20 protein-coding genes and 2 pseudogenes are annotated in these 25088 nt (G+C 68.0%); 5 read left to right on the top strand and 17 right to left on the bottom strand.

The features are described 5' to 3' along the window. The 7 genes and pseudogenes from RMO30_RS09760 to RMO30_RS09730 form a co-directional block, all read right to left on the bottom strand. Positions 1 to 350 (bottom strand): annotated as a pseudogene (locus tag RMO30_RS09760) (cyclase family protein); the annotation flags it as partial. Continuing rightward, entirely contained in the window at positions 343 to 1599 is a 1257-nt protein-coding gene (locus RMO30_RS09755) for an amino acid permease (protein WP_309712619.1), read from the bottom strand. The pseudogene RMO30_RS09760 and the gene RMO30_RS09755, both read right to left, overlap by 8 nt. 87 nt (positions 1600 to 1686) lie before the next feature. Further along, the gene (locus tag RMO30_RS09750; RefSeq protein ID WP_309712616.1) at positions 1687 to 3084 is read right to left on the bottom strand and encodes a GH1 family beta-glucosidase; all 1398 of its coding nucleotides are present in this window, start codon (positions 3082 to 3084) and stop codon (positions 1687 to 1689) included. 4 nt (positions 3085 to 3088) lie between these two features. Then, positions 3089 to 4261, bottom strand: a complete 1173-nt coding sequence (locus RMO30_RS09745) for a cystathionine gamma-synthase (protein WP_309712612.1) — start codon at positions 4259 to 4261, stop codon at positions 3089 to 3091. A 13-nt stretch (positions 4262 to 4274) separates the two neighbouring features. Further along, positions 4275 to 5636, bottom strand: a complete 1362-nt coding sequence (locus tag RMO30_RS09740; protein WP_309712609.1) for a cystathionine beta-synthase — start codon at positions 5634 to 5636, stop codon at positions 4275 to 4277. Between the two features lie 101 nt (positions 5637 to 5737). Beyond that, positions 5738 to 7189, bottom strand: a complete 1452-nt coding sequence (locus RMO30_RS09735; RefSeq protein WP_309712606.1) for a mechanosensitive ion channel domain-containing protein — start codon at positions 7187 to 7189, stop codon at positions 5738 to 5740. Between the two features lie 4 nt (positions 7190 to 7193). Next, complete coding sequence (locus tag RMO30_RS09730) at positions 7194 to 9392, bottom strand: adenylate/guanylate cyclase domain-containing protein (protein ID WP_309712603.1); 2199 nt, start codon at positions 9390 to 9392, stop codon at positions 7194 to 7196. Between the two features lie 133 nt (positions 9393 to 9525). Between RMO30_RS09730 and RMO30_RS09725 the strand changes: the two genes are divergently transcribed. Further along, positions 9526 to 10206 carry a DUF3105 domain-containing protein gene (locus RMO30_RS09725; protein ID WP_309712600.1) on the top strand — a complete coding sequence of 227 codons (681 nt, stop codon included), beginning with the start codon at positions 9526 to 9528 and terminating at the stop codon, positions 10204 to 10206. Next, entirely contained in the window at positions 10203 to 10838 is a 636-nt protein-coding gene (locus RMO30_RS09720) for a DUF305 domain-containing protein (RefSeq protein WP_309712598.1), read from the top strand. The genes RMO30_RS09725 and RMO30_RS09720 overlap by 4 nt, the downstream gene beginning before the upstream one ends. Here RMO30_RS09720 and RMO30_RS09715 read toward each other — a convergent pair. Together RMO30_RS09715 and RMO30_RS09710 are read right to left on the bottom strand one after the other, a co-directional pair. Next, positions 10750 to 12705: an ABC transporter ATP-binding protein gene (locus RMO30_RS09715; RefSeq protein WP_309712625.1), complete on the bottom strand. Its 1956-nt coding sequence runs from the start codon at positions 12703 to 12705 to the stop codon at positions 10750 to 10752. The genes RMO30_RS09720 and RMO30_RS09715 overlap by 89 nt on opposite strands. A gap of 60 nt (positions 12706 to 12765) precedes the next feature. After that, complete coding sequence (locus RMO30_RS09710; RefSeq protein WP_309712595.1) at positions 12766 to 14757, bottom strand: hypothetical protein; 1992 nt, start codon at positions 14755 to 14757, stop codon at positions 12766 to 12768. A 338-nt stretch (positions 14758 to 15095) separates the two neighbouring features. Here RMO30_RS09710 and RMO30_RS09705 point away from each other — a divergent pair, with 338 nt between their 5' ends. Then, positions 15096 to 16670 carry a helix-turn-helix transcriptional regulator gene (locus tag RMO30_RS09705; RefSeq protein ID WP_309712592.1) on the top strand — a complete coding sequence of 525 codons (1575 nt, stop codon included), beginning with the start codon at positions 15096 to 15098 and terminating at the stop codon, positions 16668 to 16670. 209 nt (positions 16671 to 16879) lie between these two features. On the opposite strand, the gene rplL is transcribed toward RMO30_RS09705, so the two are convergent. The 5 genes from rplL to RMO30_RS09680 form a co-directional block, all read right to left on the bottom strand. Then, the gene (gene rplL, locus RMO30_RS09700) at positions 16880 to 17272 is read right to left on the bottom strand and encodes a 50S ribosomal protein L7/L12 (RefSeq protein WP_309712590.1); all 393 of its coding nucleotides are present in this window, start codon (positions 17270 to 17272) and stop codon (positions 16880 to 16882) included. Positions 17273 to 17282: 10 nt separating this feature from the next. After that, positions 17283 to 17795: a 50S ribosomal protein L10 gene (gene rplJ, locus RMO30_RS09695; RefSeq protein WP_309712588.1), complete on the bottom strand. Its 513-nt coding sequence runs from the start codon at positions 17793 to 17795 to the stop codon at positions 17283 to 17285. Positions 17796 to 18008: 213 nt separating this feature from the next. Beyond that, complete coding sequence (locus tag RMO30_RS09690) at positions 18009 to 18899, bottom strand: hypothetical protein (RefSeq protein ID WP_309712586.1); 891 nt, start codon at positions 18897 to 18899, stop codon at positions 18009 to 18011. A gap of 43 nt (positions 18900 to 18942) precedes the next feature. Then, positions 18943 to 20379 carry a HAMP domain-containing sensor histidine kinase gene (locus RMO30_RS09685; RefSeq protein ID WP_309712584.1) on the bottom strand — a complete coding sequence of 479 codons (1437 nt, stop codon included), beginning with the start codon at positions 20377 to 20379 and terminating at the stop codon, positions 18943 to 18945. Continuing rightward, entirely contained in the window at positions 20379 to 21131 is a 753-nt protein-coding gene (locus RMO30_RS09680; protein WP_397427921.1) for a response regulator transcription factor, read from the bottom strand. Before RMO30_RS09680 ends, RMO30_RS09685 begins: the two co-directional genes overlap by 1 nt. Before the next feature lie 408 nt (positions 21132 to 21539). Here RMO30_RS09680 and RMO30_RS09675 point away from each other — a divergent pair, with 408 nt between their 5' ends. Continuing rightward, positions 21540 to 22115: a YqaJ viral recombinase family protein gene (locus RMO30_RS09675; RefSeq protein ID WP_397427920.1), complete on the top strand. Its 576-nt coding sequence runs from the start codon at positions 21540 to 21542 to the stop codon at positions 22113 to 22115. Between the two features lie 33 nt (positions 22116 to 22148). Here RMO30_RS09675 and RMO30_RS09670 read toward each other — a convergent pair. Next, a pseudogene (locus RMO30_RS09670) lies at positions 22149 to 22697 on the bottom strand (DUF998 domain-containing protein); the annotation flags it as partial. A gap of 138 nt (positions 22698 to 22835) precedes the next feature. Here RMO30_RS09670 and RMO30_RS09665 point away from each other — a divergent pair. Beyond that, positions 22836 to 23801 carry an NADP-dependent oxidoreductase gene (locus RMO30_RS09665; RefSeq protein ID WP_397427919.1) on the top strand — a complete coding sequence of 322 codons (966 nt, stop codon included), beginning with the start codon at positions 22836 to 22838 and terminating at the stop codon, positions 23799 to 23801. On the opposite strand, the gene RMO30_RS09660 is transcribed toward RMO30_RS09665, so the two are convergent. Both RMO30_RS09660 and rplA read right to left on the bottom strand, forming a co-directional pair. After that, positions 23798 to 24289 (bottom strand): N-acetyltransferase, encoded by a 492-nt coding sequence (locus RMO30_RS09660; protein WP_309712577.1) that lies wholly within the window; start codon positions 24287 to 24289, stop codon positions 23798 to 23800. The genes RMO30_RS09665 and RMO30_RS09660 overlap by 4 nt on opposite strands. A gap of 65 nt (positions 24290 to 24354) precedes the next feature. Beyond that, complete coding sequence (gene rplA, locus RMO30_RS09655; RefSeq protein ID WP_309712574.1) at positions 24355 to 25038, bottom strand: 50S ribosomal protein L1; 684 nt, start codon at positions 25036 to 25038, stop codon at positions 24355 to 24357. Positions 25039 to 25088 lie beyond the last annotated feature (50 nt).

Below are 25088 nucleotides of genomic sequence, written 5' to 3'. Positions count from 1 at the left end.
CGGGTCAGGAACGAGGTGATCTCGGGCGCAGGAAGGCCCGGGTAGGTCACGAGTCCGGCGTGGATGCGGTGGCTGAGATCGACGATCCGTTTCGGCGCTTCCGCGGCCGATTTCTCGATCCCGCGCGAGCCCTTATGCCGTTCCTCGACGACCTCGAGCGCATCGAGCTGCACCGACCCGACCATCGCCAGGCCGAGGTGGCGCACGAACAGCTCGCCGATCTGCTCGGGTGTCTCGTCGCCGATGGGGAGGTCGAGGCGAAACCCCTCGGCCGTGAGACTGCCGCCGTTGGCGAACGTGATCCGGGCATCGAAGCGGGCGCGGTGCTCCGTGGGTCGAGGGTCAGGCATGCGATCTCTCCTTGGTCTGGACGAACCCGACGACGAGGGCGACGACGGCGAGGATGGCGGGGATGAGCAGGTTGGCCCCGGCGAGCACAACCAGCGCACCGACGAGGGCGACGGAGACGACCGCCATCCACCACCCGACGCTGAAGCGATCGAGCAGGCGCACGGCGGCGATCATCCCGAGCAGGTAGACGGCGACCATCGATGAGGTATGGATGAGGACGAACACCTCGAGATCGAGATCGAGGGCGAATCGAATGGCCGTGTAACCGAGGCACGTGACAGCCGTGAGCAGCAACCCTCGCCGCGGCACCTCGCCTCCGGCGGCGCCGGGAGCGAACCAGCGCGGCAGATCCCCGTCACGACCGAGCGACGCCGCGAGGTTTCCGAAGGCCGGCACGTAGACGTTGAGCACTCCGAGCACGACGATGACGGCGATCCCCGCGACGACGGCCGGCCCGATCCCGGGCAACGTGACAGCGACGAGGTCGATGAGCGGCACCAGGCTGCTGCCGCCCTCAGCGCCCGACACCATCACCGTCGCGACCTGGAGCGCGAGATAGGCGATGCCGACCACGATGACCGCGATCGCAGTCGCAAGCGGGAGCGTGCGGCGCGGATTCTTGAACTCGCCCGCCCAGTGGGTGATCGCCTCCCAGCCCGCGAACGCCCAGACGAAGAGACTGATCGCGAGGCCCACCCCGACCCAGCCGTGCGGCAGGAACGGCTGGAGATTGGCTGGCTGAGCGACCGGCACCGCGCTCGCGACCACGGTCACCACGACGACGACGAGCAGTGCACTCAGACCCAGTTGCACGCCGCTGCTGACCCGCAGGCCTATCCAGGCGAGACCGATTGCGACGAGCAGGAAGCCCGCACCGACGACGCCGATCCACTCGCGGGGCAGGCCCACGACGGCCGCGAGGTATTCGCCACCGAGGGTCGCGACCACCGGAGCGCCGAACCCGCAGCCGAAGAAGAACCAGTAGCCGGTCATCCGCGCCGCTGTCGCGCCAAGCGCGAGCCGCACGAACGTCGCCACGCCGCCGGCGTCGGGGAAGCGCGCCGCGAGTGCCGCGAAGGTGCCGGCGAGCGGGATCGAGATCACGAAGACAATCGCAACCGCCAGGATCGACGCCGGCCCGGCGACATCGGCGGCAAGACCGGGAAGCACGAGGATTCCGGTGCCGAGCACCGCGGCGATATAGAGAGCTGATGCCGACGGCAGCCCGATCCTGCCCTCGTGACTCACCTGTCCAGTCTGGCGGTCAGCCACTGACATGCGCGCGCGAGTTTCGGCCAACGCGTGGGAGTGGTTTCAACACGCCCGCTGCGCGGCCTACTCAACCAGCGAAGAGACTTGTCGTTCCCGGATGATCTCGGCGTAGCGCTTTCCGGAGTCCTTCACGATGCGCTCCTGGGTCTCGTAGTCGACCCGCACGATGCCGAAGCGTTTCGAGTACCCGTAACCCCACTCGAAGTTGTCCATCAACGACCAGACCAGGTACCCCCGCACGTCGGCCCCTGCCTCCCGTGCGCGGATCGCCGCGGCCAGGTGCCGCTCGATGTAGTCCTGCCGCGCCACATCGCGCACCCGCCCGTCGACGAGTTCGTCGGGGAAGGCGGCTCCGTTCTCGGTGATCAACAGCGGGGTGCCGGGGTAGTCCTTCGTGAGGCGCAGCAGCAGCTCTTCGAGGGCATCCGGGGCGATGTTCCAGCCCATGTCGGTGAGCGGGCCGGCCTGCGGCAGGAACTCGACGTGCTCGCTGCCCGGCCACGGCGAGCCGACAGCAGCACCGTGGCCGTCATTGCCGACGCGCGGCGAGCGGCCGTTCCACTCGGTCACGGTGACGGTCGAGTAGTAGTTGACGCCGAGCACGTCGATGGGGGCCGCGATCTTCACCAGATCGCCGTCGCGCACGAACGCCCAGTCGGTGATCCCCGCCGTGTCGAGCAACAGGTCGTCGGGGTAAGCCCCGCGCAGGATGGGTTCGGTGAACGCGCGATTGGCGAGCGCGTCGATGCGCCGCACCGCCTCCTCGGCATCGTCGGATCCCGGCCGCGGCACGTGGAAGTTCAGCGTCGCCGACACTTCGGGGGCGTTGCGGGCAGCCCGACGGATCTCGGGCACGGCGAGCCCATGCGCGAGGTTGAGGTGGTGCATCGCGGCGAGCGCGGCGGCGCCGTTCCGGCGACCCGGTGCGTGCACGCCAGACCCGTAGCCGAGGAAGGCCGAGCACCACGGTTCGTTGAGCGTCGTCCACATCGCCACCCGGTCGCCGAGCACCTCGACGATGCGGGCCGCGTACTCGGCGAAACGTTCCGCCGTGTCGCGCGCGGGCCAGCCGCCGGCATCCTCGAGCTCCTGCGGCAGGTCCCAGTGATAGAGCGTCGCCACCGGGCGGACGCCGCGCGCGAGCAGCCCGTCGACGAGGCGCGAGTAGAACGCGACGCCCTTCGGGTTGAGGTCGCCACGCGCGCCCGGCTGCACCCGTGGCCAGGAGATCGAGAACCGGTACGCCTCCAATCCGAGCGACTGCATCAGGTCGAGGTCGGCATCCAGGCGGTAGTAATGGTCGGCGGCGACGTCGCCGTTCTCGCCGTTCCAGGTGCGGCCGGGGGTGTGGCTGAAGGTGTCCCAGATCGAGGGGCCACGGCCGTCCTCATGAGCAGCCCCCTCGATCTGGTAGGCCGCGGTCGCCGCGCCGATCAGGAAGTCCTTCGGAATCGCGGTCATCGCGTCACAGCGCGTCGAGCGCCGTGAGGAGGTCGGCGGTCAGATCGTCGACATCCTCGATGCCGACCGACAGACGCACGACCGAATCGGGCACCTCGAGCTCGGTGCCGCGCACCGACGCGTGGGTCATCTCGGTGGGGTAGCAGCCGAGCGACTCGACACCGCCGAGCGACTCCGCCAACTGGAACAGCCGCGTGGATTCTGCGAAGCGGCGGGCGGTTGCTCCGTCCGCGAGCTGCACCGAGATCATCCCGCCGAATGCGCTCATCTGCGCGGCGGCGAGGTGGTGTCCGGGGTGGTCGGGCAGGCCCGGGTAGTAGACGGCGGTGAGCTTCGGATGCCCGACGAGCTTCTCAGCGATCGTGGCGGCGTTCGACGAATGCCGGTCCATGCGCACCGCAAGCGTCTTGATGCCGCGGATGGTGAGCCAGGCATCCATCGGCCCCGAGACGGCGCCGACCCCGAACTGCAGGAAGGCGACCTTATCGGCGAGGCTCTCGCCATCGACCTGGGTGTCGTCGCGGAGGATGACCGCTCCGCCGAGCACGTCGCTGTGACCGCCGAGGTACTTCGTCGTGGAATGCACGACCACGTCGGCGCCCAGCGCGAGCGGCTGTTGCAGATACGGGGTCGCGAAGGTGTTGTCGACGACGACCACAGCGCCGAACTCGTGGGCGATCGCAGCCACCGCGGCGATGTCGGTGATCTTCATCAGCGGGTTACTCGGGGTCTCGACCCAGACGACCTTCGTGGCGTCGGGCCGGATCGCCGCGCGCACGGCATCCAGGTCGCTCATGTCGACGGTGGAGATGGATGCGCCCCACGGCACGAACACCCGGCTCACCAGACGGTGGGTGCCGCCGTAGACGTCGTTGCCCATCAATACGTGCGCGTTCGGGGCGAGAATCGCCCGCAGCAGGGTGTCTTCGGCGGCGAGGCCCGACGCGAAGCTGAACGCCCGATCGCCGCCTTCAAGACTCGCCAGGAGCGTTTCGAGCGCCGTGCGGGTCGGGTTGCCGCCACGGGCGTACTCGTAGCCGTTTCGGAATCCGCCGATGCCGTCCTGCACGAACGTCGTCGTGAAGTAGACGGGCGGGATGACCGACCCGGTCGTCGGGTCGAAGTCCTGACCCGCGCGAATCGCGCGCGTCGAGAAACCGTGGTCGGAAACGTTCATGGGTGCGGGTGTCCTAGGAGCCGAGGAAGGTGAGCAGGTCGTGGCGGGTCAGCACCCCGGCGGGTTTGCCGTCGTCCACCACGAGCAACGCGTCGACCGTTGCCAGGGTTTCCCGCGCCACGTCGAGCGACTCGTTGACGCCGATCAGCTTCAGCGGCGGCGAGACGAAGTCTTCGAGCGCGTCGGTGAGCTGCGCGCGGCCCGAGAAGATGGCATCCACGAGCGCCTTCTCGTCGATCGACCCCATCACCTCGCCCATCACTACCGGCGGCTCCGCGGTGAGCACCGGCATCTGCGAGATGTCGTAGCGACGCATCTTGTCGATCGTGTGGCGCACGGTGTCGCTCGGATGCACGTGGATGAGCTCCGGCAGGTCGCCCTCTTTCGCGCCGACGACGTCGGCGACCGTCGCGCCCGACTCGGCCGGGTGGAAGCCGTAGGAGCGCATCCATTTGCCGTTGAACACTTTGCCGTGGTAGCCGCGCCCGCCGTCGGGCAGCAACACGACAACGACCGCGTCGGCGGGCAGGTCGCGTGCGGCCTTGAGCGCCGCGGAGACCGCGAGGCCCGACGAACCACCGACCAGCAACCCTTCCTCGCGCGCGAGGCGGCGGGTGATCTCGAACGACTCGGCGTCACTCGACGCGATGATCTCGTCGACGACGCTCGGGTCGTAGGCGGTCGGCCAGAAGTCTTCGCCGACGCCTTCGACGAGATACGGGCGCCCGGTGCCGCCGGAATACACCGAACCTTCCGGGTCGGCGCCGATTACCTTGATGTCGGGGTTCTGCTCCTTGAGGTACTTGCCCGCACCCGAGATGGTGCCGCCGGTACCGACACCGGCCACGTAGTGGGTGACCTTGCCATCGGTGTCGCGCCAGATCTCGGGACCCGTTGTCTCGTAGTGCGAGAGCGGGCCGTTGATGTTGGAGTACTGATCGGGCTTGAATGCCCCCGGGATCTCCTTCACCAACCGGTCGGACACCGAGTAATACGAGTCAGGGCTGTCGGGCGCGACGCTCGTCGGCGTCACCACGATTTCAGCGCCGTAGGCCAGCAGCACGTTCCGCTTGTCTTCGCCGACCTTGTCGGGCAACACGAAGACGCAGCGGTAGCCGCGCTGCTGTGCGACGAGCGCGAGGCCGATGCCGGTGTTGCCCGACGTCGGCTCGACGATCGTGCCGCCCGGATTCAGCTTGCCCTCACGCTCGGCTGCGTCGATGATGCGGGCCGCGATCCGGTCTTTGCTCGACCCGCCAGGGTTGAGGTACTCGATTTTCGCGAGCATCGTCGCCTGGATGCCGTCCGTCACCTTGTTGAGCTTGACGAGCGGCGTGTTCCCGACGAGGTCGAGCACCGTTTCCGCGTACTTCATTCCCCGATCCTACGGCGCGGTGGAGCATGTGACGGGGGCCCGTTCGGACCCCCGTGCGTCCCCAGCGCCGACACCCGTCCCGGCCTTCGGCTGTCGGAAACTCAGGCCACCGGGAGAGATGCCGGAGGCAGCTCGCCGGCGTCGATGAGGGCCTGGGCGACGAGCTTGAGGCGAGCGTCGATCGCCTGACCCATGTCGCGCGCCAGGTCGGGATGCGTACGCACGAGAGCGTCGATCACCGGCAGCGGGATGAACAGCACCGCGAGGTCGACGAGTGCGACGACTTCGGCGCCGGCGACCTGACGGGTCAGGGCGGTGACCCCCAGCACGTCGTCGCGGCCGAGCTGGCTGACTCGCAGCATCGCACCCCTCGAGGCTGGCACGCTCAACTCGACGTTGCCGCTGATGATCACCCGCACGCCATCGGGCACTGCCCCGGCCCGTTGCACGACCTCGCCCTCACCGTACTGCTGAAGGCGCGCGCCCTGATCGGCGAGCGCGACAGCCTCGGGGACGGTCAGGTAGAAGCGTGGGGCGAGTCTGGCGAGGTGCTCCCGGGTGCGTTGCGGCGTCGCGAAGTTGTCGGTGAGGTCACGGTCGAGGTGCAGTCCGGCCCGTCGGGCGGCGTACCAGAGTCGTTTGCGAAACAGCCCGACCGACATGTATTGCCGCGCCGGCGAGGTGAGAGCGAAGTTGATCTCGTACTTCGACTTCGCGAGCGGGATCGCATAGGGCGTCTCATCGGGATGCCGCTCGGGCAGCCCCAACGCGACATCGATCATCACGTCCATCACCAACTGCGGGGGGTCGTCGGTGGCGAAGCGCACGATGTCGGATGCCTCGTACGGCGAGGTCGCCCGGGAGAGATTCCGGAACGAAGCACCCGACAGTGTCGAGTTCGGGATGACGAGAATGCCGTTGGAGGTGTCGAGGTGCGTCGCGCGCCAGTTGACCGCGATGACCCGGCCCTTGCCGTCAGGCGTGAGGATGAAGTCGCCGATCTCGAACGGCTGCTCGAACAGCAGGAAGAGCCCGGAGAGCACCGAGCCGACAGCGTTCTGGAGCGCGAGGCCGATGACGATCGACCCGATGCCGAGCGCGGTGAAGAAGCCCCCGATATCTGCCTGCCAGATCCAGCCGAACAACACCGCGAGACAGATCGCAATGAGCAACACGCGGGCGATGTCGACGAAGATCGACGGGATGCGGTTGCGCCAGGTGCCCTCCTTCGCGGTGACGAAGACGGCGAGGTTGAGCCCGTTGAGCAGTACCAGGATCACCACGAAGCCGAACGCCGTTGCCGCGACTTTGGGCCAGGTGAACTCCGCGTTCCCCGCCGCCTCGGGGATCTGGGTGAACAGGATGATGAGCGCCCCGAGCGGCGCGAGCACGTTCCGCATGAGCAACACGATTCGCGCACCGGGTGAACCCCGACGCACCATGGCGGTGTGCCACTCGCCGAGCACGAGCAACGCGATCGGGAGGCCGACGATGACCGAGACGGTCGGCCAGAACCACGGCTCGGCGGCGATATCGGCGAGGATCTCGATCATCAGGTCAGAGCTCGGTCGCGGCAGGGTCGACGCGCCACACCCGCTGCCAGCCGGACGCGGTCTCGACAACTCCGGCATCGGTGTACGGCAGTACATCGGGGATCTTGTCCACCACCCGTTGAGTGAGGAAGACACCCGACTCGGTCGCTCCGCCCTGGAGCCGGAACGCGAGACTCACGGCGTCGCCCCACAGGTCGTAGACCATCGACGTGCGCCCGATGAGGCCGCTCGTGACGGTGCCGGTGTCCATGCCGACGCGCACGTGGATGTCGGCGCCTTGCTGGGCGCCGAAGCGCTCGACGATGCGGGCGATGTCGAGCGAGAACGCGACGGCCCGCCGGGCGTTGTCGACGCGCGGCACGCTGAGCCCACAGCTGGCGAGGTAGCCGGCCCGCGTGCTGCGCACCCGCTCCACCCCGTGCTCCTCGGCGGCGTCGTCGAACGCCCGGAAGATCTCGTTGAGCAGGTCGAGCGACTTCTCGGAGTCGATGCCGCGGCCGTACTCTTCGAACCCCACGACGTCGGCAAAGAGCACCGTCACTTCTTGGTGGTCCTGCACGATCGTGCGCGCACCTTCGCGGTAACGCTTGGCAACCGCCTCGGGCATGAGGGTGCGCAGCAGCCTCTCGTTCTCGACGCGCTGCTCCTCGAGCAGTGCGTTCTTCAGTTCGAGGCTGCGACTCATCTCGTTGAACGCCGCCGCGACATCGGCGAGTTCGTCGCTCTCGCCCGCCTCCACCTGTACGCCGGTCTCCCCGGCGGCGATGCGGCGGGCGGCATCCCGGAGGCGATACAGCGGCCGCACCGCGAAGCCGGCGATGAACACAGAGATGAGCGACACGATGCCGACCAGGATCGCGGACGAGATGGCGAGCCGACTGGTGAAGTCGGCCACGGGAGCGAGGGCTTCGCTGGCGTCGATCTCGGCGATGATCGCCCATTCGAGCCCCGCCGGCTTGACGGGTGCGTAGGCCGCGATCGATTGATCGCCAAGGTAGTTGGCCGACGTCTCGATCCCCGACCTGCCGTCCAGAGCGAGCTCCGCGGCCTTGGTGTCGACGCGTTGGATGAGCAGCGTCTGTCCGGTCTCGACGGCACGCTCAGCTTCGCCGATCGGCAGTCCGACAGCCGTCGCGGCGGCGAGGTACGCCTCCGGGTCCTGGGCCAAGTCGCGCGAGAGCGACCGCATCGTGCCATCACGCCCGACGAGATAGGCCTCTCCCGTGACACCGAGCCCGCTGTTCTGCCAGTCGCCGCCGCCCGTCATGATGGCGTCGATCCGCTCAGAGGGCAGCCGCACGCCGATCGCTCCGACGATCGCATCGTCACTCGCGAGCGGGGCGACGGCCCAGCCAGTGGGCGCGTCAAGTGCTGGCGCGTACGGTTCGAAGTCGGCGAACGTCACCGAGTCGAGGCGGTTACCCGACATCGCCTGCTGAAAGGCGAGAGCGAGGTTGGAGTAGCTGTGGGGCCCATCCACGAGGTCGGCGCCGAGGTCGACGTCTTTGTTGACGGAATAGACCACCTGCCCCGACAGCGAGATGAGAACAAGCCCCGGATACTCCGAGAGACGGGCGAGGCGGCGGAGGTAGTCGTGGTGTGCGGCGTGCGCCGCCGACCACGTGCTGCCGTCGCCCGCGTCGTCGACCGCCGAGGCGTCGTCGCCGCCCTTCACGGTGTAGTGGTACAGCAGGTAACGCGCCGACGCCGAGGCCGGGATGAAGCTCGACGCGTCGACCTCCTCGCCGCTGGCCTCGTTGAGTCGCGGGCCGAAGTCGTCGGTGAAGAACGCAACGAGTTCGGCCTCTTGCTCCGGCGTGAGCACCGCCTCGGACACGCCGCCGGCGGCAGTGACAGCGTCGTCCGCGATCGCGGCAGTGTCGAGCTCGGCGACCGCGCTCGAGAAGGCGAGCTCAGCATCCACGACAGCGCTGTCCCGGCTTGCCAACAGCAGCGACGCCTCGATCGAATCGAAGAGGTTGAGGATCTCGCGGGCACGTGAGTCACGCACCTCGGTGAGCCGGGCCTCCGCCGCGTTGGTGAGCGACTCGGTGCCATTGATGTAGCCGATGACGCCGACCACCACATTCGACCCGACGCTCACGAGCAGCAGCATGAGCAGCAACAGCGACTTGATGCTCAGCGAATGGCGGCGGCGCACCCGCGCGGCGACATGGTCGCCGGGAGCGTCATCGACCGTCACCGCAAGCCTCCTGGGGGCATGAGTACGCGCTCTGAGAAAGAGTTGCCCTACTTTAGCGGGTGCCACGTTCAGCGCACCCCCGGCTCCATCGGGGATGATGAGGGGGACAGGTCCACTACACACAGGAGCGCGCATGGCCACGCCCCCAAATCGTCCCGCACAGCCGACCATCAAGGAGCAGCGCGCCGACAAGCGCGCCGCCCAGCTCGCGGCGTTCAAAAAGCAAGAGGCGGCTCGCAAGCGCAATCGCATCCTCGGAATCGTGGCGGCGGTTGCAGCGCTCGTGCTCGTCGCCGGAACGGTGACGACGGTGCTCGTGCTGAACGCCACCCCGCAACAGGTCGATGAGGAACTGGTGAGCGGCGATTACGCGGATCGACTGCAGCTCTACCCTGATCTCGAAGCCACCCACACCGAGAATCGGGTCAGCTATGACCAGTCACCGCCGGTCGGTGGCGCCCACAACCCGGCGTGGCTCAACTGCGGCGTCTACGACGAAGAGCAGCAGAGCGAGAACGTCGTGCACACGCTCGAGCACGGAGCGGTGTGGATCGCCTACGACCCGGCTTCGACCACCGACGCCGAGATCGCGGCTCTGGTCGAGCTCGCGCCCGACACCTACACCGTCATCTCACCCTACGACGGCCTCGGTGAAGCGATGGCGATCTCGGCCTGGGGCGCGCAGATGCGGTTCACCGACGTCGACGACGCTGCCGTGACCGACTTCCTCACCGACTTTTGGCGCTCGCCCGACTCCCCTGAGCCGAACGCCCCCTGCACCGGTGCACTCGACGGGCCCGGCAAGGTTTCGTGACCCGCGGGCGCGTCGTCGCGTTCGTTCTGGTGGCGGTGTTCCTGGTCGTCGGAGCGTTCGTGCTCGGTCGGGTCACCGCTGGCGTTGCGCCGAGCCCGACGACTGACAGCGCGGCCGCCGGGTTCCTGCGCGACATGCAGGTGCACCACGCCCAGGCCGTCGAGATGGCGCTGCTCGTGCGCGACCGTACCGACGACGAGACAGTGCGAACGATCGCCTACGACATCGCGGTCACCCAGGCGAGCCAGTCGGGGGCGATGTACGGTTTGCTCGACGCCTGGAGCCTCCCGCAACTCGCGTCGCAACCGGCGATGGCGTGGACCGAGCTGCCCGCACGCGACGGATCGGACAGCGGTCACCAGATGGATCCTGACGCACCAGACGGGATGCCGGGGCTCGCGACGGCCGCCCAGCTCGACGCACTACGGGCGGCTACCGGCGACGACGCGGTACGGCTCTTCCTCGAGCTGATGATCCCGCATCACGAGGGCGGGCTCGAGATGGCGGATGCCGTGCTCGCGCGCACCGACGTGCCGCAGGTGGTCAGTCTCGCGACCGGGATCCGGCGCGCCCAGCAGGCCGAGATCGTGGTGCTGCAGGATCTACTAGCGGCGCTTCCTCCGGCGGCGTGAGCCCAGCATCCATCGCGTCGGCGAGCTGTTCGGCGAACAGGCGCGCGTAGACGCCCCCGGCAGCGAGCAGCTCGGCGTGCGTGCCGCGCTCCACGATGCGGCCGGCCTCGACGACGAAGATCACGTCGGCGGCGACGACCGTCGAGAGCCGGTGCGCGATCGCCAGCGTCGTGCGGCCCTTGGAGGCGTCGTCGAGGGCTCCCTGCACGATGCGTTCCGAGACGGTGTCGAGCGAGCTGGTCGCCTCGTCGAGGATCAGCACCGCCGGATCCTTGAGCAGGACCCGAGCGATCGCGACCCGTTGCTTCTCGCCGCCCGAGAGCCGGTAGCCGCGCTCCCCGACAACGGTGTCGTAGCCGTCGGGGAACGACGCGATCGTGTCGTGGATGTTGGCCGCGCGCGCCGCCGCCTCGAGCTCGGCATCCGTCGCCTCCGGCTTCGCATACCGCAGGTTTTCGGCGATCGTCGCGTGGAACAGGTAGGTCTCTTGGCTCACGATGCCGATCGAGTCGATCAGCGACGCGTGAGTGAGTTGGCGCACATCCTCGCCCGCGAAGACCACCCGCCCCTCGGTCACCTCATGGAGGCGCGGCAACAGATACGACACCGTCGTCTTGCCGGCACCGGACGGTCCGACGAACGCGGCGTAGGTGCCCGGCTCGAGCTCGAACGAGATGCCCGTGAGTGTCGTCGACGCGTCGTCGTTCTGATCGGGATACCGGAACACGACATCCTCGAAGGCGACCTCCCCGAGCCGACGGGGGTCGACCGGCTTCGCATCGTCGGCATCCTTGATCGCCGGGACCAGGTCCAGGTACTCGAAGATGCGCGCGAACAGCGCCTGCGACGTCTGCAGGTCGAGAGCCACCCGCAACAAGCCCATCAGCGGCCACATGAGCCGGGCCTGCACCGTCGTAAACGCGACGATCGTGCCAGCGGTGACCGGGACATCCTCGAGGATCAACCACGCGGCGACGAGGTAGATGACCGCGGGGATCACCGAAAGCACGACGTTCACGATCGCGAAGAACCACTGGCCGGTCATCGCGAGCTGGATCTGCAGTTTGATCTGCCGACCGTTCTCGTCCTGGTAGCGCTCGACTTCGGTGTCTTGCCGGTTGAAGGCCTTGGCGAGCAGGACGCCCGAGACGCTCAAGGTCTCCTGCGTGATCGCCGTCATGTCGGACAGCGACTCCTGCGTTTTCGTCGCGATGCGTGCTCGGGCCTGGCCGACGCGCCGCTGCACGAACACCAGGATGGGCAGCAGCACGACTGCGACGATCGTCATCTGCCAGGAGAGCAGCAGCATGGCGACGAGGGCAGCGATGACGGTGACGGTGTTGCCGACGACGCTCTGCACCGTGTTACTCAGCACGCCCGCGACGCCACCGACATCGTTCTGCAGCCGCGACTGGATGATGCCCGTCTTGGTGCGGGTGAAGAACCCGAGCTCCATGGCTTGGAGGTGCGAAAAGAGCCGCACCCGGAGCGCACCCATGACGTTGTTGCCGATGCGCGCCGTGAGGTAGGTCTGCCCGACGCCGAGCCCGGCCGACGCGAACCAGGCAAGCAGCATGAGCCCGACGAGTTCAAGAAGTACGGGCACGTTGGGGCTTCCCTCGGGCGGGAACAGCCCGCGGTCGAAGGCCTGCTGCGTGAGCAGCGGGGGCAGCACACTGAGGGCGGCGCCGACCAGTACGAGCACGATCGTGACGATCAGCGCCCGACGGTGCGGCCGGAACAGGTCGCCGATTCGCTGGATGAGATCGGGGATGCGGGGCGCCTGCGCGTTGAGTTCGCGTTGAGCCTCGGCATCCCTGCCGCCGACCCGGTGACCTCCCGGAGGCGTCATCGCGCGGTTCGCCATATTCACCGGGGAAGCCTACGTCACGGGCTCCCTGCGCACCGGGGGACCGTCACGTTCGGGTCATGCCCGGCGGCGCGTCGGAGTGAACTGCAGCATTGCGGCGAGCGCGAGCAGGGCGACTCCGAACTGCACAAGACCGAGAGCGCCGAGCATCGGCATCGTCGTGTCACCCGCACCGGTCAGGGCGAGCGTCGGCAGCTCGGGCAGTTCCGGAGGAAGATCCAGCGTCGGCAGGTCACAGATCGCGGCGAAGATGTGCGCGGCATTCGTGACCAGCGGGTTCGACACCTTCGTGACGGTGACCGTGTAATCCAGGTTGTTCGGCACCTGGAACACCACGGTCGTCGGGGTTGCGCCGCCCGTCACACTCGAGCTTTCCACGGGGGCGTCGTCCTCGATGGTCACCTCGTACTCCTCGCCGGGCTCGAGGTCATTGATCGTCGCCGAGATCAGCGAATCGCCCTCGAGGAAGAGGCACTCGAGTGTGAGCTTGAGGTCGGGCGTCATCGGGCACTGCTCGAGCGTGACCGACTCGGCATCTTTCACGTTGGTCGCGAGGGTGTCGATGATCGTCACCGTGTAGGTCGTGTCGGGCGCGAGGTTCTCGTAAGTCAGTGACGCCGTTGCCAACGTCACGATGACCGGCGTTCCATAGCCGGGAACGGCGTTGCCGCTCTCGGTGATCGTGACGGAGTACTCGCGGCCAACGCCGAGTCCGGCGAACGTAGCGGTGATATCACCCTTGCCGCCCGCCTCCAAGCACTCGGTGACCGTGAACGAGATCTGCGGCTGCGTCGGGCAGTCCTTCACGTCAATCGGGTCGGACGTCTTCGTGATCGACGGCACGGCCTTGTCGATCACGGTCACGGTGTGGATTCCCGCCGTGACCGGGTAGCTCAGGCTGCCGTGGCTCGTGCCACCCGCGACGATCTCGTCGACCTGCACCCCGTCGATCTGCACCAGGTAGACGCGCGTCGACGTGAGGCCGCTGAGGGTCACCGTGATCTCAAGGGCGCCGTCGACCTCGGTGCAGACCTCGGAACCGACAGTCGGCTTGGTCGGATCGCTCGGGCACGCCTTGGTCGAGAAGTCGGTGCTCGTGACCGTCGTGCCTGACCCAGTGTCGGTAAGCACCACCGTCATGCCGCTTGTCGATGGTGGCACCGGAATCGTGAAGACCACCGACGTGTTGGCGCCCGGGTTGACCGGAATGTCACCGGTGATCGCGACGCCGTTCTGCCACACGACGGCCGAGTAGCTGCGCTGCGGCACCAGCTGGGAGGCGGTGACCTCGACGCCGGCGTTCGCGTTCGTGGGTGAGGTGCATTCCTTGACCGTGACAACGAGCAGGGAGTTCTGCGGGCAGCCGACGACCGTGGTCGACACCGTCTTCGTCAGACCGGCGTGCTGATCGCTGGTGACGGTCACCCGATAGGTGATCCCGGCCACCATGTTCGGCCACACCGTGGGAACGTTCGTGGACGGTGTGAAGGCCGCCCCCTCGGCGACGTCGTTCTTGAAGAGCTGGGCGGTGTAGGTCTGCCCGGCAAGCAGCTTGCTAAAGGTGGCGGTCAGCGTCGTCGTGCCGCCGATCGTGTTGCACTCCGTCGCCGTGAGGTTGATGTCGGGCGCATCGCAGGGCGTGCTTGTGCCGCTCTGGTTGACGTTCCAACCGTTGTCGCCGTCGTCGTCATGGGCGACGACTGTGACGCTCCAGGCGTTCGCCTGGGCCGGGTTGGTGAACGCAAACGTGGTCTTCGGCAGGTCGGTGCCGAAGTCGGCGACCTCGAACACCTGGTCGCCATAGACGACCTTGACGCTGTTGTCGCCGCGGCCGTCGTACCACTTGAGTTCGACCGTGACGCCGTAACAGTCAACCGTCACCTTGGGGGTGTGGGCCATCGCGGCGCTCACCCCGACGAAGACACCCGCAGCAACGAGGAGCAGGGCGACTAGCCCGGCCACGGCCGCGTACCAGCGCGGACGCCGCGACCCCGTTTCGGTGTTAAAGGAGAAGTAGGGAGAGCGCGCACGCAGCGGGACGGAGGACATGGGGGTCTCACGTTCGGATCAAGCCGACGCGGTCGACGTCACGAGCTGCGGGTCTCGTTCAGGCAACGCTGGGGGACGCGTCGGATAATTTTCGGGGGGCGCCCAAACGGGGGACGTTCAGGAGTAGTCCTCAGTATGGTGGACAGATTTGCGGCACCGCAAGTAGCCTCTAACCGACTGCAACGTCCGTCGGTTCCAGCACTGGGAGCTATCCCGACGGGTCCCCGCCGCTGCTATCGAGGATCACGTCCTATCGCGTCGCCGGCCTCACCACGCCGCACCGGCGCATCTGCAGGAGACCAGTGCCGCATCACGCAATAGAGGATCTGCGACGAACCGTGGACGCCGCGCTCGCCGCGGGCGACGCCGGCGCTGCAGTGGCGGCCGTGCGACCGGTCGCCCGCGCTGTCGCGGTCGAGCACGGGGCGAAGTTCCGTGCCCTGATCGCCGACCTGCCCGAGTCGGCATGGCACGCCGATGCCGAAATCGCGAGTGCGATGGGGGCGAGTTACCGCGCCGCCGGGTCGCCGCGGGGCTCGTCGGCGATCGGCTACTTCCGCGCGGCCGAGGCGGGATTCGCTGCCGCAGGCCCTGCCGCCGACCCGGATCGGGTCGCCGTCTGGTTGGGGCGTGCAGCGGCACTGCGCACGCTGGGGCGCCTCACCTCCGCGCAGGGCTTTGTGCAGCGCGCCCGGGATCTCGACGGTCCCGGCAGCGTCCTCTCCCTCTCCGTGCAGGTTGAGCTGGGCGCGCGCTGCATGCTCGAGAGCGGGCTGCTCAACATCCATCTGGGCAACCTGGACGACGCCCGGAGCCAACTCGAGTACGCGAACGGGCTCGCCACCGAACACCTCACGCTCGCGGAACGCATCGAGGGACTTGGCGGGCTCGCGATCGTCGAGTACGTGCAAGCCGGAATCGACGCGGCATCCCGCCACAGCGCCGAAGCCCGAGCCCTCGCCGCCGGAACCACTCTCGCGCAGACCGGCTTTGTCGCCCCGGCGATCCTCGCGCAGACCCTCATCGCCATCGACCGTCACGACCTCGACGATGCCGCCGGGATCGAGAGTGAGCTACTCGAGGCCGCGAAGCACACCGACTGGGAGCCCTTCGCACACACCGCCGCCGGTTACCAGCGGCTTGCCGGTCGCAGGCTCGCCGAGGGACTCGAGTGTCTCCAACGCGCGCGCCACGGCTACCGCACCTGGTCACCGGCCGGGCTCGGGCTGTCGGTGGCGGAGCTCATGCGCGCCTCGCTGTTGATGCACCTCGACCAGGGTGAAGAGGCTTGGGCGATCCTGCGCGATCTTCCCGCGTACGAGCACCACATCCTGTGCCCCGCACGGGTCGTCGCCCAGCTGCGTCTTCGTCACGGCGACCTGCGCGGCGCCGCCGAAGCGCTCGACGGCTGCGAACAGATCGCCGCCGACCACTCGCAGCGCACCATGGTCGATGTGCGGATGCTCCGTGCTGCGATCGAGTTCGAGCGTGCGAATCACCAGCTCTCCGACGTCATGTTCGATCGCGCTCTCATCGCCATGGCGTGTAGCGGATCTCGAGCGCCGCTGCGTCTCATCCCACCCGGAACGCTCGCAGGTCTCGCCGCGCGGGCGCTCACGCGGGGCCACAATGCCGAAGCGACCGGCATCCTCAACCGGATTGCTGAGGCGACCGAAGGCCACGCCCGACTCATCGAGCCGCTCAGCCACCGCGAACTGCTCGTGCTCGCCGAAGTCGAAAACGGGTCGACAGTCGCCAGCATCGCGACGACGCTGTTCGTTTCGCCCAACACGGTCAAGACCCACCTGCGTCGGCTGTATCGCAAGCTCGGGGTCACGACCCGCGCGGATGCCATCCGCAAGGCGAAGTCCCTCGGACTGGGGCGTCCGGTCACCCGCGATTCACCCGAGTAGACAGATCGGTCGCTCTGGGGGTAGTGCTTTGATGTGACAGTTGCATGCGAGCGCCGTCCCTGATCCCGGCGCTCGGTACGACACGGGTGGGGCTATACGGCTGGTTACCGGAGGCCCCACCCCCCGCATTTAACGCTGAAGGCGCCGCCCCTTTCGGAGCGGCGCCTTTCGCGTTGTGACGCGGTGACGCGGCAGTAGTTCTTTTCGAACTACTTGAGGGTCACCGTGGCGCCAGCGCCCTCGAGAGCGGCCTTGGCCTTCTCGGCGGCGTCCTTGTTGACACCCTCGAGCACGTTGCTCGGGGCGCTGTCGACGAGGGCCTTCGCCTCGCCCAGCCCGAGGCTGGTGAGGGTGCGCACCTCCTTGATGACGGCGATCTTTCCGTCGCCGGCGGACTCGAGGACGACGTCGAACGAGTCCTTCTCCTCCTCGACCTCGGCAGCGCCACCGGCTCCACCGGCGGCCGGAGCGGCAGCGGCGGCGACGGGGGCAGCCGCGGTGACCTCGAAGGTCTCCTCGAACTTCTTGACGAACTCGCTGAGTTCGATGAGCGTCAGGTCCTTGAACGCCTCGAGAAGGTCGTCAGTCGTGAGCTTGGCCATTTCTTACTCCTTAGTTGGTTTCTTGCTTTGCGCGCAGCGCGTCGACCGTACGAACGGCCTTCGCGAGCGGTGCGTTGAACATGTAGGCGGCTCCGAACAGCGAGGCCTTCATGGCGCCAGCCAGCTTCGCCAGCAGCACCTCCCGGCTTTCGAGATCGGCGAGCTTGCCCACCTCGGCCGACGTCAGCGGGGCGCCATCGAAATAGCCCCCCTTGACGACCAGCAGAGGGTTCGCCTTGGAGAAGTCACGCAGTGTCTTCGCGACAGCGACGGTGTCGCCGTGCACGAACGCAATCGCGGACGGACCAGCGAGCTGGTCGTCGAACGAGCTGATGCCAGCCTCGTTCGCCGCGATCTTGGTGAGCGTGTTCTTCACCACGGCATAGCTCGCGTGGTCACGGAGGTTCGCGCGAAGCTCTTTGAGCTGCGCGACCGTGAGCCCGCGGTACTCGGTGAGCACGATCGCGTTCGAGCTGCGGAAGTTCTCCGCGAGCTCGGCGACAGTGGCTTCCTTGTTCGCCATGGCGTTCCGTTCTATGTGTTGTGAGTGACGGCCGCAGGCCCACCAAAAAAGCCCCGGCGCAGACGCACGGAGCTTCGGGCCCAGAACTGGGCTGATCACTTCACACACCTGCGCAGGCTTTCCTTGCGGAAATTTCGTCTTCCCGAAGGAAGAACCGGCGGTCTACGGCCTCGTGAATGATACGTGACGGCTGCCGATACAGCAAGCGGGCGATCACTCCGCCGGCGGAGGCGCCTTCTTCTTTCGAACGGCGGGCTTCTTCGCGGGCTCTTCCGGCTCTGGTTCGACCTCCGCGGCCGGCTCGATCTCGGCGACGGACGCGGCCTCGAGTTCGGCGGCCGGCGTGGCCTCCGCATCCGACTCATCAGAATTCTGCTCGGCGTCGGCATCCGACTTCTTCTTCTCACGAAGGCCGGGGAGCACGAGCGCGACCACGATGACGGCGAGCAAGAACAGCACGACGGCGACCGCGAAGCCGACTCCCGTGCCCGGGTCGCCACCCTCCGGTGCAGGCCCGCCGGCCGCCGGCAACAGCGCGACGTCGTCAATCGGCACCGGCGTGCTGAGTCCCGTCGTACCGGGAACGAGCGGGGTGAGCGTGCCGTCGGCGGCGAGCGCCAGCCAGGCCGCGCTCTCGACGTCGTGCACGAGGGAGGAGCCGTCGGCGACGGCAGAGAGCGCGGTCGCGAGATCGGGATCAGCCTGGAACAACGCGAGCTCCGGCCGCACTGTCGCGGGGTTGATCCAGATCGTCGCCAGGCCAACCGGAACGTCGGTGATCGTGATCGGCACGACCCACTCGTTCAGCAGATCGAGCGGATGATCGGTCTCCTCCCCCTCACGCAGCTCATCGCTCCATACGTGAACGCGTTCGATCACGCCGAGCTTCGTGGTGTCGTCGAAGTCGATCCCGTCGCCTTCGGCGTTGACGCCGTAGACATCGTTCAATTGCGCGACGAGTGAGCCGTCGGCGACGTAGGCGGCCACCTCCGACGGCACGGATCCTTCCGCGGGCACCGAGCCTTCCGATCGCGCGAGCGAAGCTGGGGCGAGGACGAGCAAGGCGGTAAAGGTAGCGGCGAGCACGCTGCGGAAACGGGTCATCCGAGGGCGGCTTTCGAGAGGGGACCGGGGACCACCCATGTTCTCACCGCTCCGGGCGCGCAAGCGGGAGGCGCACGACGAACCGGGTGTCACCGGGACGACTCTCGAGAGCGACCGAACCGCGGTGCGCCTCGACGATGGCCGCGACGATCGCGAGACCGAGACCCGTGCTGCCGGTCGCCCGAGAGCGCGACCCGTCGCCGCGCGCGAACCGTTCGAACAGAACGGGCTGCAGGTCAATCGGGATGCCGGGGCCGTCGTCCGCGACGGTGAGCACCGCGTGATCGCCGTCCTCCTCGAGAGTCACCGTCACCACGGTGCCGGTGGGGGTGTGGACGCGCGCATTCGCCAGCAGATTGCCGACCACCTGGTGGAGTCGGTTGGCATCACCCGCGACGACCACCGGAACTTCTCCGGTTTCAACCCGCCACGCGTGTTCGGGCGACGCGGCGTGCGCGTCCGACACCGCGTCGGCCAGCAGCGGCACGAGGTCGACGGTGCCGTGCACAAGTTCCTGCCCGGCATCGAGGCGAGCGAGCAACAGCAGCTCCTCGACGAGCGACGTCATCCGCACCGACTCAGACTCGATGCGCGCAAGCGCGTAGACGATGTCGTCCGGCAGCTCGAGCCCGGTGCGTCGGGTCAGTTCCGAGTAGCCCCTGATTGACGCGAGCGGGGTACGCAACTCGTGGCTCGCGTCGGCGACGAACTGCCGCACCTTCTCTTCGCTTTCCTGTCGCGAGCGCAGTGACGACTCGACGTGCTCGAGCATGCGGTTGAACGCCGCGCCGACTTGGCCGACTTCGGTGCGCGGGTCGGATTCGGGCACCCGCTCGGCGAGAGCGACCTGACCGTGCGCAAGGGGCAGTTCGGCGACGCGACGCGCGGTCGCCGTGACCCGATCGAGCGGGCGCAGGGCGACGCGCACCACCTGAGTGCCCGCGAGGGCGGCGACGACGATGGCAGCCAAGGTCACGAGGGCGAAGATGAGTGCGAGGTTGGTCGTCGTCGCGGTGACCTCCGCCGTGGGCAATCCGGCGATGGTCGTATCGTCGTCGAGGCCGGGTGACTGGCGCGCGGCGACCCGGAACTCGCCCAGCTCACCGAGATCGGCCGTCACCGGTCGCACTCCCCAGTCCAGCGCCAGCAACCGCGCGATCTGGGCGTCATCGAGTTCGTTCGTCTCCCCCGACTCCGCGACATACTCGGCGCGTACCACGACCCCATCGTGCACTCGCACGAGGAGGGTGCCGATGCGGTTGCCGGGCTGATCACCCTCGTCACCCTGTTGGCCGCCGAAGACCGGTCCCGCGGCGCGACCGGCGGCATCCAGTACCTGTTCGTCGAGCCGGGCCAACAGGGTCTGTCGCAGTGCGACGACGCTGGACACGCCCACGACGATGCTGACCACCGCGAGCAAGCCGACGATCCCGACGACGAGTCGGCGGCGCAGCGACCACGAGCCGCCCGAAGCCGCCATCACGCCGTCGGCTCGGTGGCGGGCGGCTTGATCGTGTACCCGACCCCGCGCACGGTGTGGATCATCGCGTCGCGGCCCTCGTCGATCTTCTTCCGCAGGTAGGAGATGTAGATCTCGACGATGCTCGACCGGCCGCCGAAGTCGTAGCTCCATACCCGGTCGAGGATCTGCGCCTTGCTCAGCACGCGGCGGGGGTTGCGCATGAGGTAGCGCAACAGCTCGAATTCGGTCGCGGTGAGCGCGACCGGCTCGCCGGCTCGCTGCACCTCGTAGGTCTCCTCGTTGAGCACGAGGTCGCCCACCCGGATCTCGGGGTCGGTCGCCGCTGACACGATGCGAGCGCTGCGTCGCAGCAGACCGCGCAACCGGGCGATGACCTCGTCGAGCGAGAAGGGCTTCGTGACGTAGTCGTCGCCGCCGGCGGTGAGCCCGGTCACGCGGTCGTCGACGGCATCCTTCGCGGTAAGGAAGAGCACCGGCACGTCGCTGCCTGCCGCTCGCAACCGCTGCAGCACCTGTACCCCGTCGAGGTCGGGCAGCATGATGTCGAGCACGATCACGTCGGGAGTGAACGTGCGGGCGAGCGCGAGGGCATCCTGTCCATTCGCGGCGGTCTGTACGTCCCAGCCCTCGTAGCGCAACGCCATGCGCAGCAGGTCGCCGAGGGGGGCTTCGTCGTCGACGACGAGGGCGCGCACCGGCGAGCCGTCGGGGCGAGTGAGCTTCAGGGAAGCGGGGGGAGTCGTGGTGATCACGCTTCCCAGTCTGCCGCCCTTCCTATGAATCGGCTGAGGACTGCCTTGGGGCGCGCCAGGAATCACCCTGAGGCGCTCCCAGCGCGGATTCGGCAGCGTGTGCACCGCCCGGAGCTCGTCCCGTGCCCGCGACCAGCGCGCCCAGTGCGAAAACCGCACCGAGTGTCGCGACGATCAGCGTCGGAATGAGTTCCATCTCTACCCCCCGCTCACGACGCTACGCCGACGGTCGGGGTGACGCGACGCGCGTTTGGGGGTGACCGCGGCCCCAGTCAGGGTGTCGCCCGCGCGAGGAACGACACCGCGCGCCCCGCACGGGATGTCTGCGCCGTCCCGCAGACTGGACCGGTGACGATCGCGCAGCCGACGCTCCCGCTCTGGGACGAGAACCCACGGGTCGTTGGTGTGGGAACGTCGCACCGCGACCGTATCGTCGCCGATCAGACCGACCGAATCAGCTGGCTCAAGGCTCGGGCCCGCGGGGTGACCGCGACCGACGTCGCCCGACTGACCAGCGAGCGGGCCGTGAAGACCCTCGCGATGGAGAAGCTGCTCGGCTCGCGGTTCGGGGGCAACGCCTACACCGAGCACGGCAAACTGCGCGAGCCGATGATCGGCCGGTGGGCCGGCAGCGTCTACGGGATGCGGTCATCGAGCGCGCTGTTCCACGCCGACGGTAACCGCGACCACCTCGCCACCCCCGACGGACTCCGCGAGGTCGACGGTCGGGTCGAGCTGTGCGAGATCAAGACGACGTCGCACTCGTGGCGCCGCATCCCCCGCAACTACCTGCGCCAGGTCTGGTGGCAGCAGTACGTACTAGGTGCTGAGCGGACGCTCGTCGTTTGGGAGCGACACGAAGAGTTCGTTCCCGTTTCGAGCGAACCCGAGTGCCGGTGGGTCGATCGCGACGACGCCGAGATCGGCCGACTCATCGTGCTCGCCGACGACCTTTTGCGTGCCATGCGCCGCGAACGCTGACCGTCTCTCGAACGTCAGCGCGATCCCGTACACCGCGACCCAGGCGACTCCGAGCGTCGTCGCGACGAACTCGAGTCTGCTTCCGAACCAGGCGTAGAAGTCGAACACCGACATGAGCCCACCGGTTGCCGCGATCCCCGCAACCGCGAGGGCGGCGACGAACGAGAACCGGCGAATCGCGGGATGCCCCACCGCGAACGCACACTGCAGCATCGCCCAGGCCGCGAAGGCGAACGCCAACACGGCAGCGCTGACGTGCCCTAAATCCTGCCAGGAGAGCCCCGGGCCGAACTGCGGCACGGGGCAGCCGCTCGTGCACGGCACCTGCGAGGCGACGAGGAACAGTGCGCTCGCGACCGCGAGGCTCGCCGACGGCCGCCACCAACGCAACACCGGCGCCTGGGAGCGGATGCGACGGCCGACCCAGGCGATCGCGAAACCCCCCGCGACCAGCAGCAACAGAGCCCGCTCGAACCATGCGGCGGTCGGCTCGCCGTCGGCTCCCAACTCGCTCACGTAGAGCTCGCGCGGCACTCCGAGGCGGGCGATCCAGATGATCGCGAGGGAGGCGAGCACGAGCACGGTGCCCGCGCCGGCGACGATACGGTCGAGCACCGCTCGATGTTAGCGGAGCCCCAAGTTTCACGAGGCCGAGACAACCGCGAAACACCGGCGACTCATGCGCGCCGTTTACTGGTACCTGAAGACGGGGAGCGGATAATGGCGACGATGCGGGCCATGGCGATGACGCAGGCCGGGGCACCTGAGGTGCTCGCGCTCACCGACGTCGAACGTCCCGTGCGCGTCAACGCCGAATTGCTCGTGCGGGTCGTCGCGGCGGGGGTCAACCCGATCGACGCGAAGACTCGAGCCGGCAAGGGTGCGTTCCCCGGGATCACTGCGTTTCCGGTCGTGCTCGGAAACGACTTCAGCGGCATCGTCGAAGAGGCACCCTACGAAGCTCACCCCCTGCAACCGGGCACCGAGGTGTACGGGATGGGGATGGTGCCGAGGATGTCGGGCGCCTACGCCGAGTACCTCACCGTCAACGCGTTGAGTGTCATTCGCAAGCCGTCGGCGCTGTCACACGTCGAAGCTGCCGGGGTTCCGCTCGCCGCGCTCACCGCGTGGGGAATGGTCGTCGAGACCGCGAAAGCGCACGAAGGTCAGCGGATGCTCATTCACGCCGGCGCGGGCGGCGTGGGCCACTTCGCCGTGCAGTTCGCCGCCTACTTCGGCGCGCACGTCATCGCGACCGGGTCGGCCCGCAACGCGTCCTGGCTGCGCGAACTCGGTGCCGCAGAGGTGCTCGACTACTCCGCGGTGCGGTTCGACGAGGTGCTCGCCCCGGTGGATGCCGTCATCGACCTCATCGGCAACGTCGCTGACGACACCGGGTCGAGGTCGCTTCGGGTGTTGCGACCGGGCGGTGTCATCGTCAACGCCCCCACGGGATCGTGGCCCACGATGGTCGAGGACGCCGCGACCGCCGGGGTGCGGGCGACCGGATTCCGCGTCACCCCCGACGGTTCGACCCTCGCGATCGTGTCACGGCTGTTGGAGTCGGGTGCGGTGAAGGTGTACGTCGACCAGGTGTTCGACCTCGAGAACGTCGCGGACGCCCACCGGGCGATCGAGTCGGGCCACACCCGCGGCAAGCTCGTGCTCAAAGTCTCCGACGGCTAGAAGACCCGCTCCATCACGAAATCGTCTTCGTACGCCTTGCCGACCAGGAAGCGTTTGCGACCGACCACGACGAAGCCGTGCTTGCGATAGAACGCTTGGGCGCGCTCGTTCTCTTCGTTGACGCCGAGCCACACGGCGGCGGCTCCTCGGCCGCGGGCGGCCTCGAGGGTGGCCGCCATCAGACCGGATGCGATTCCCGCACCATGGTGGCCGGGCAGGACGTAGCACTTGCTCAGCTCGGCGGTCGGCCAGGTGGTGAGAGCCGCCGCCACGTCGGGGTCGGTCGGGTCTCCCGCCACGAGCATCGTGTAGCCGACCGCCTCACCGCGCCGTCCTGAGCCTGTCGAAGGGTCAACCTCCGCGAGGTACAGGTCGCGGGCGGGGTCGGCGAGGTACGCGTCGAAGCGCTCCCCCGTGAGGTGTGCGGCGATGTGCGCGGCTTTCGCCTCGTCGGTGGTGTGCGGCGGGCAGGCAAGCGGGAACGTCACCGCCGCGACGACAGCGAGCGCCGCGGAATCCGCGGCGCTCGCCTGTCTGATCCGAACGTTCAGCGTTAGAGAACGCTGACGTCGAGCGGGATGCCGGGGCCGAACGTCGTCGACACCGAACCCTTCTGGATGTAGCGACCCTTCGAGGAACCGGGCTTGGCGCGGTTGATCTCGTCGAGCGCGGCCTGCAGGTTCTCGCCGAGCTGGCCGGCAGAGAAGCCGGCCTTGCCGATCACGAAGTGCACATTCGAGTGCTTGTCGACGCGGAACTCGATCTTGCCGCCCTTGATCTCCTCGACAGCCTTCGCGGGGTTCGGGGTGACCGTGCCGGTCTTCGGGTTCGGCATGAGGCCACGGGGGCCGAGCACGCGACCGAGGCGACCGACGACGGGCATCATGTCGGGAGTGGCGATCACGAGATCGAAGTCCATCTTGCCGCTCTCGACCGCTGCAGCCAGGTCGTCTGCGCCGACGATGTCGGCCCCGGCGGCGCGGGCCTCGTCGGCGGCTTCGCCGGTGGCGAACACCGCAACACGGACGTCCTTGCCGGTGCCTGCGGGCAGTGCGACGGTGCCGCGCACCATCTGGTCGGCCTTGCGGGGGTCGACGCCGAGGCGGATCGACACGTCGATGCCCTCGTCGAACTTGGCCGACGCCATCGTCTTCACGAGCCCAACCGCTTCGACCGGACCATAGAACTGGTCACGATCGAACTGCTTGAGCGCATTTGCGAACTTCTTGCCTGACATTGTGTGTCTCCCTCAGTGGTTGGCCCGCCGGGCGAGGTCGTCCCGGTCGT

The sequence above is a fragment of the Pseudolysinimonas sp. genome, assembly GCF_031389465.1.
Classification (GTDB): domain Bacteria; phylum Actinomycetota; class Actinomycetes; order Actinomycetales; family Microbacteriaceae; genus Pseudolysinimonas_A.
This window is presented reverse-complemented; position numbering and strand designations above follow the sequence as displayed.

What these genes read in the sequence shown, in the direction of transcription:
- rplA (WP_309712574.1), bottom strand. Translation starts at nt 25,038, where the DNA reads ATGTCAGGCAAGAAGTTCGCAAATGCGCTCAAGCAGTTCGATCGTGAC.
- RMO30_RS09745 (WP_309712612.1), bottom strand. Translation starts at nt 4,261, where the DNA reads ATGAACGTTTCCGACCACGGTTTCTCGACGCGCGCGATTCGCGCGGGT.
- RMO30_RS09665 (WP_397427919.1), top strand. Translation starts at nt 22,836, where the DNA reads ATGGCGACGATGCGGGCCATGGCGATGACGCAGGCCGGGGCACCTGAG.
- RMO30_RS09690 (WP_309712586.1), bottom strand. Translation starts at nt 18,899, where the DNA reads ATGACCCGTTTCCGCAGCGTGCTCGCCGCTACCTTTACCGCCTTGCTC.
- RMO30_RS09710 (WP_309712595.1), bottom strand. Translation starts at nt 14,757, where the DNA reads ATGTCCTCCGTCCCGCTGCGTGCGCGCTCTCCCTACTTCTCCTTTAAC.
- RMO30_RS09725 (WP_309712600.1), top strand. Translation starts at nt 9,526, where the DNA reads ATGGCCACGCCCCCAAATCGTCCCGCACAGCCGACCATCAAGGAGCAG.
- RMO30_RS09685 (WP_309712584.1), bottom strand. Translation starts at nt 20,379, where the DNA reads ATGGCGGCTTCGGGCGGCTCGTGGTCGCTGCGCCGCCGACTCGTCGTC.
- RMO30_RS09750 (WP_309712616.1), bottom strand. Translation starts at nt 3,084, where the DNA reads ATGACCGCGATTCCGAAGGACTTCCTGATCGGCGCGGCGACCGCGGCC.
- rplJ (WP_309712588.1), bottom strand. Translation starts at nt 17,795, where the DNA reads ATGGCGAACAAGGAAGCCACTGTCGCCGAGCTCGCGGAGAACTTCCGC.
- RMO30_RS09735 (WP_309712606.1), bottom strand. Translation starts at nt 7,189, where the DNA reads ATGATCGAGATCCTCGCCGATATCGCCGCCGAGCCGTGGTTCTGGCCG.
- RMO30_RS09740 (WP_309712609.1), bottom strand. Translation starts at nt 5,636, where the DNA reads ATGAAGTACGCGGAAACGGTGCTCGACCTCGTCGGGAACACGCCGCTC.
- rplL (WP_309712590.1), bottom strand. Translation starts at nt 17,272, where the DNA reads ATGGCCAAGCTCACGACTGACGACCTTCTCGAGGCGTTCAAGGACCTG.
- RMO30_RS09715 (WP_309712625.1), bottom strand. Translation starts at nt 12,705, where the DNA reads ATGGCGAACCGCGCGATGACGCCTCCGGGAGGTCACCGGGTCGGCGGC.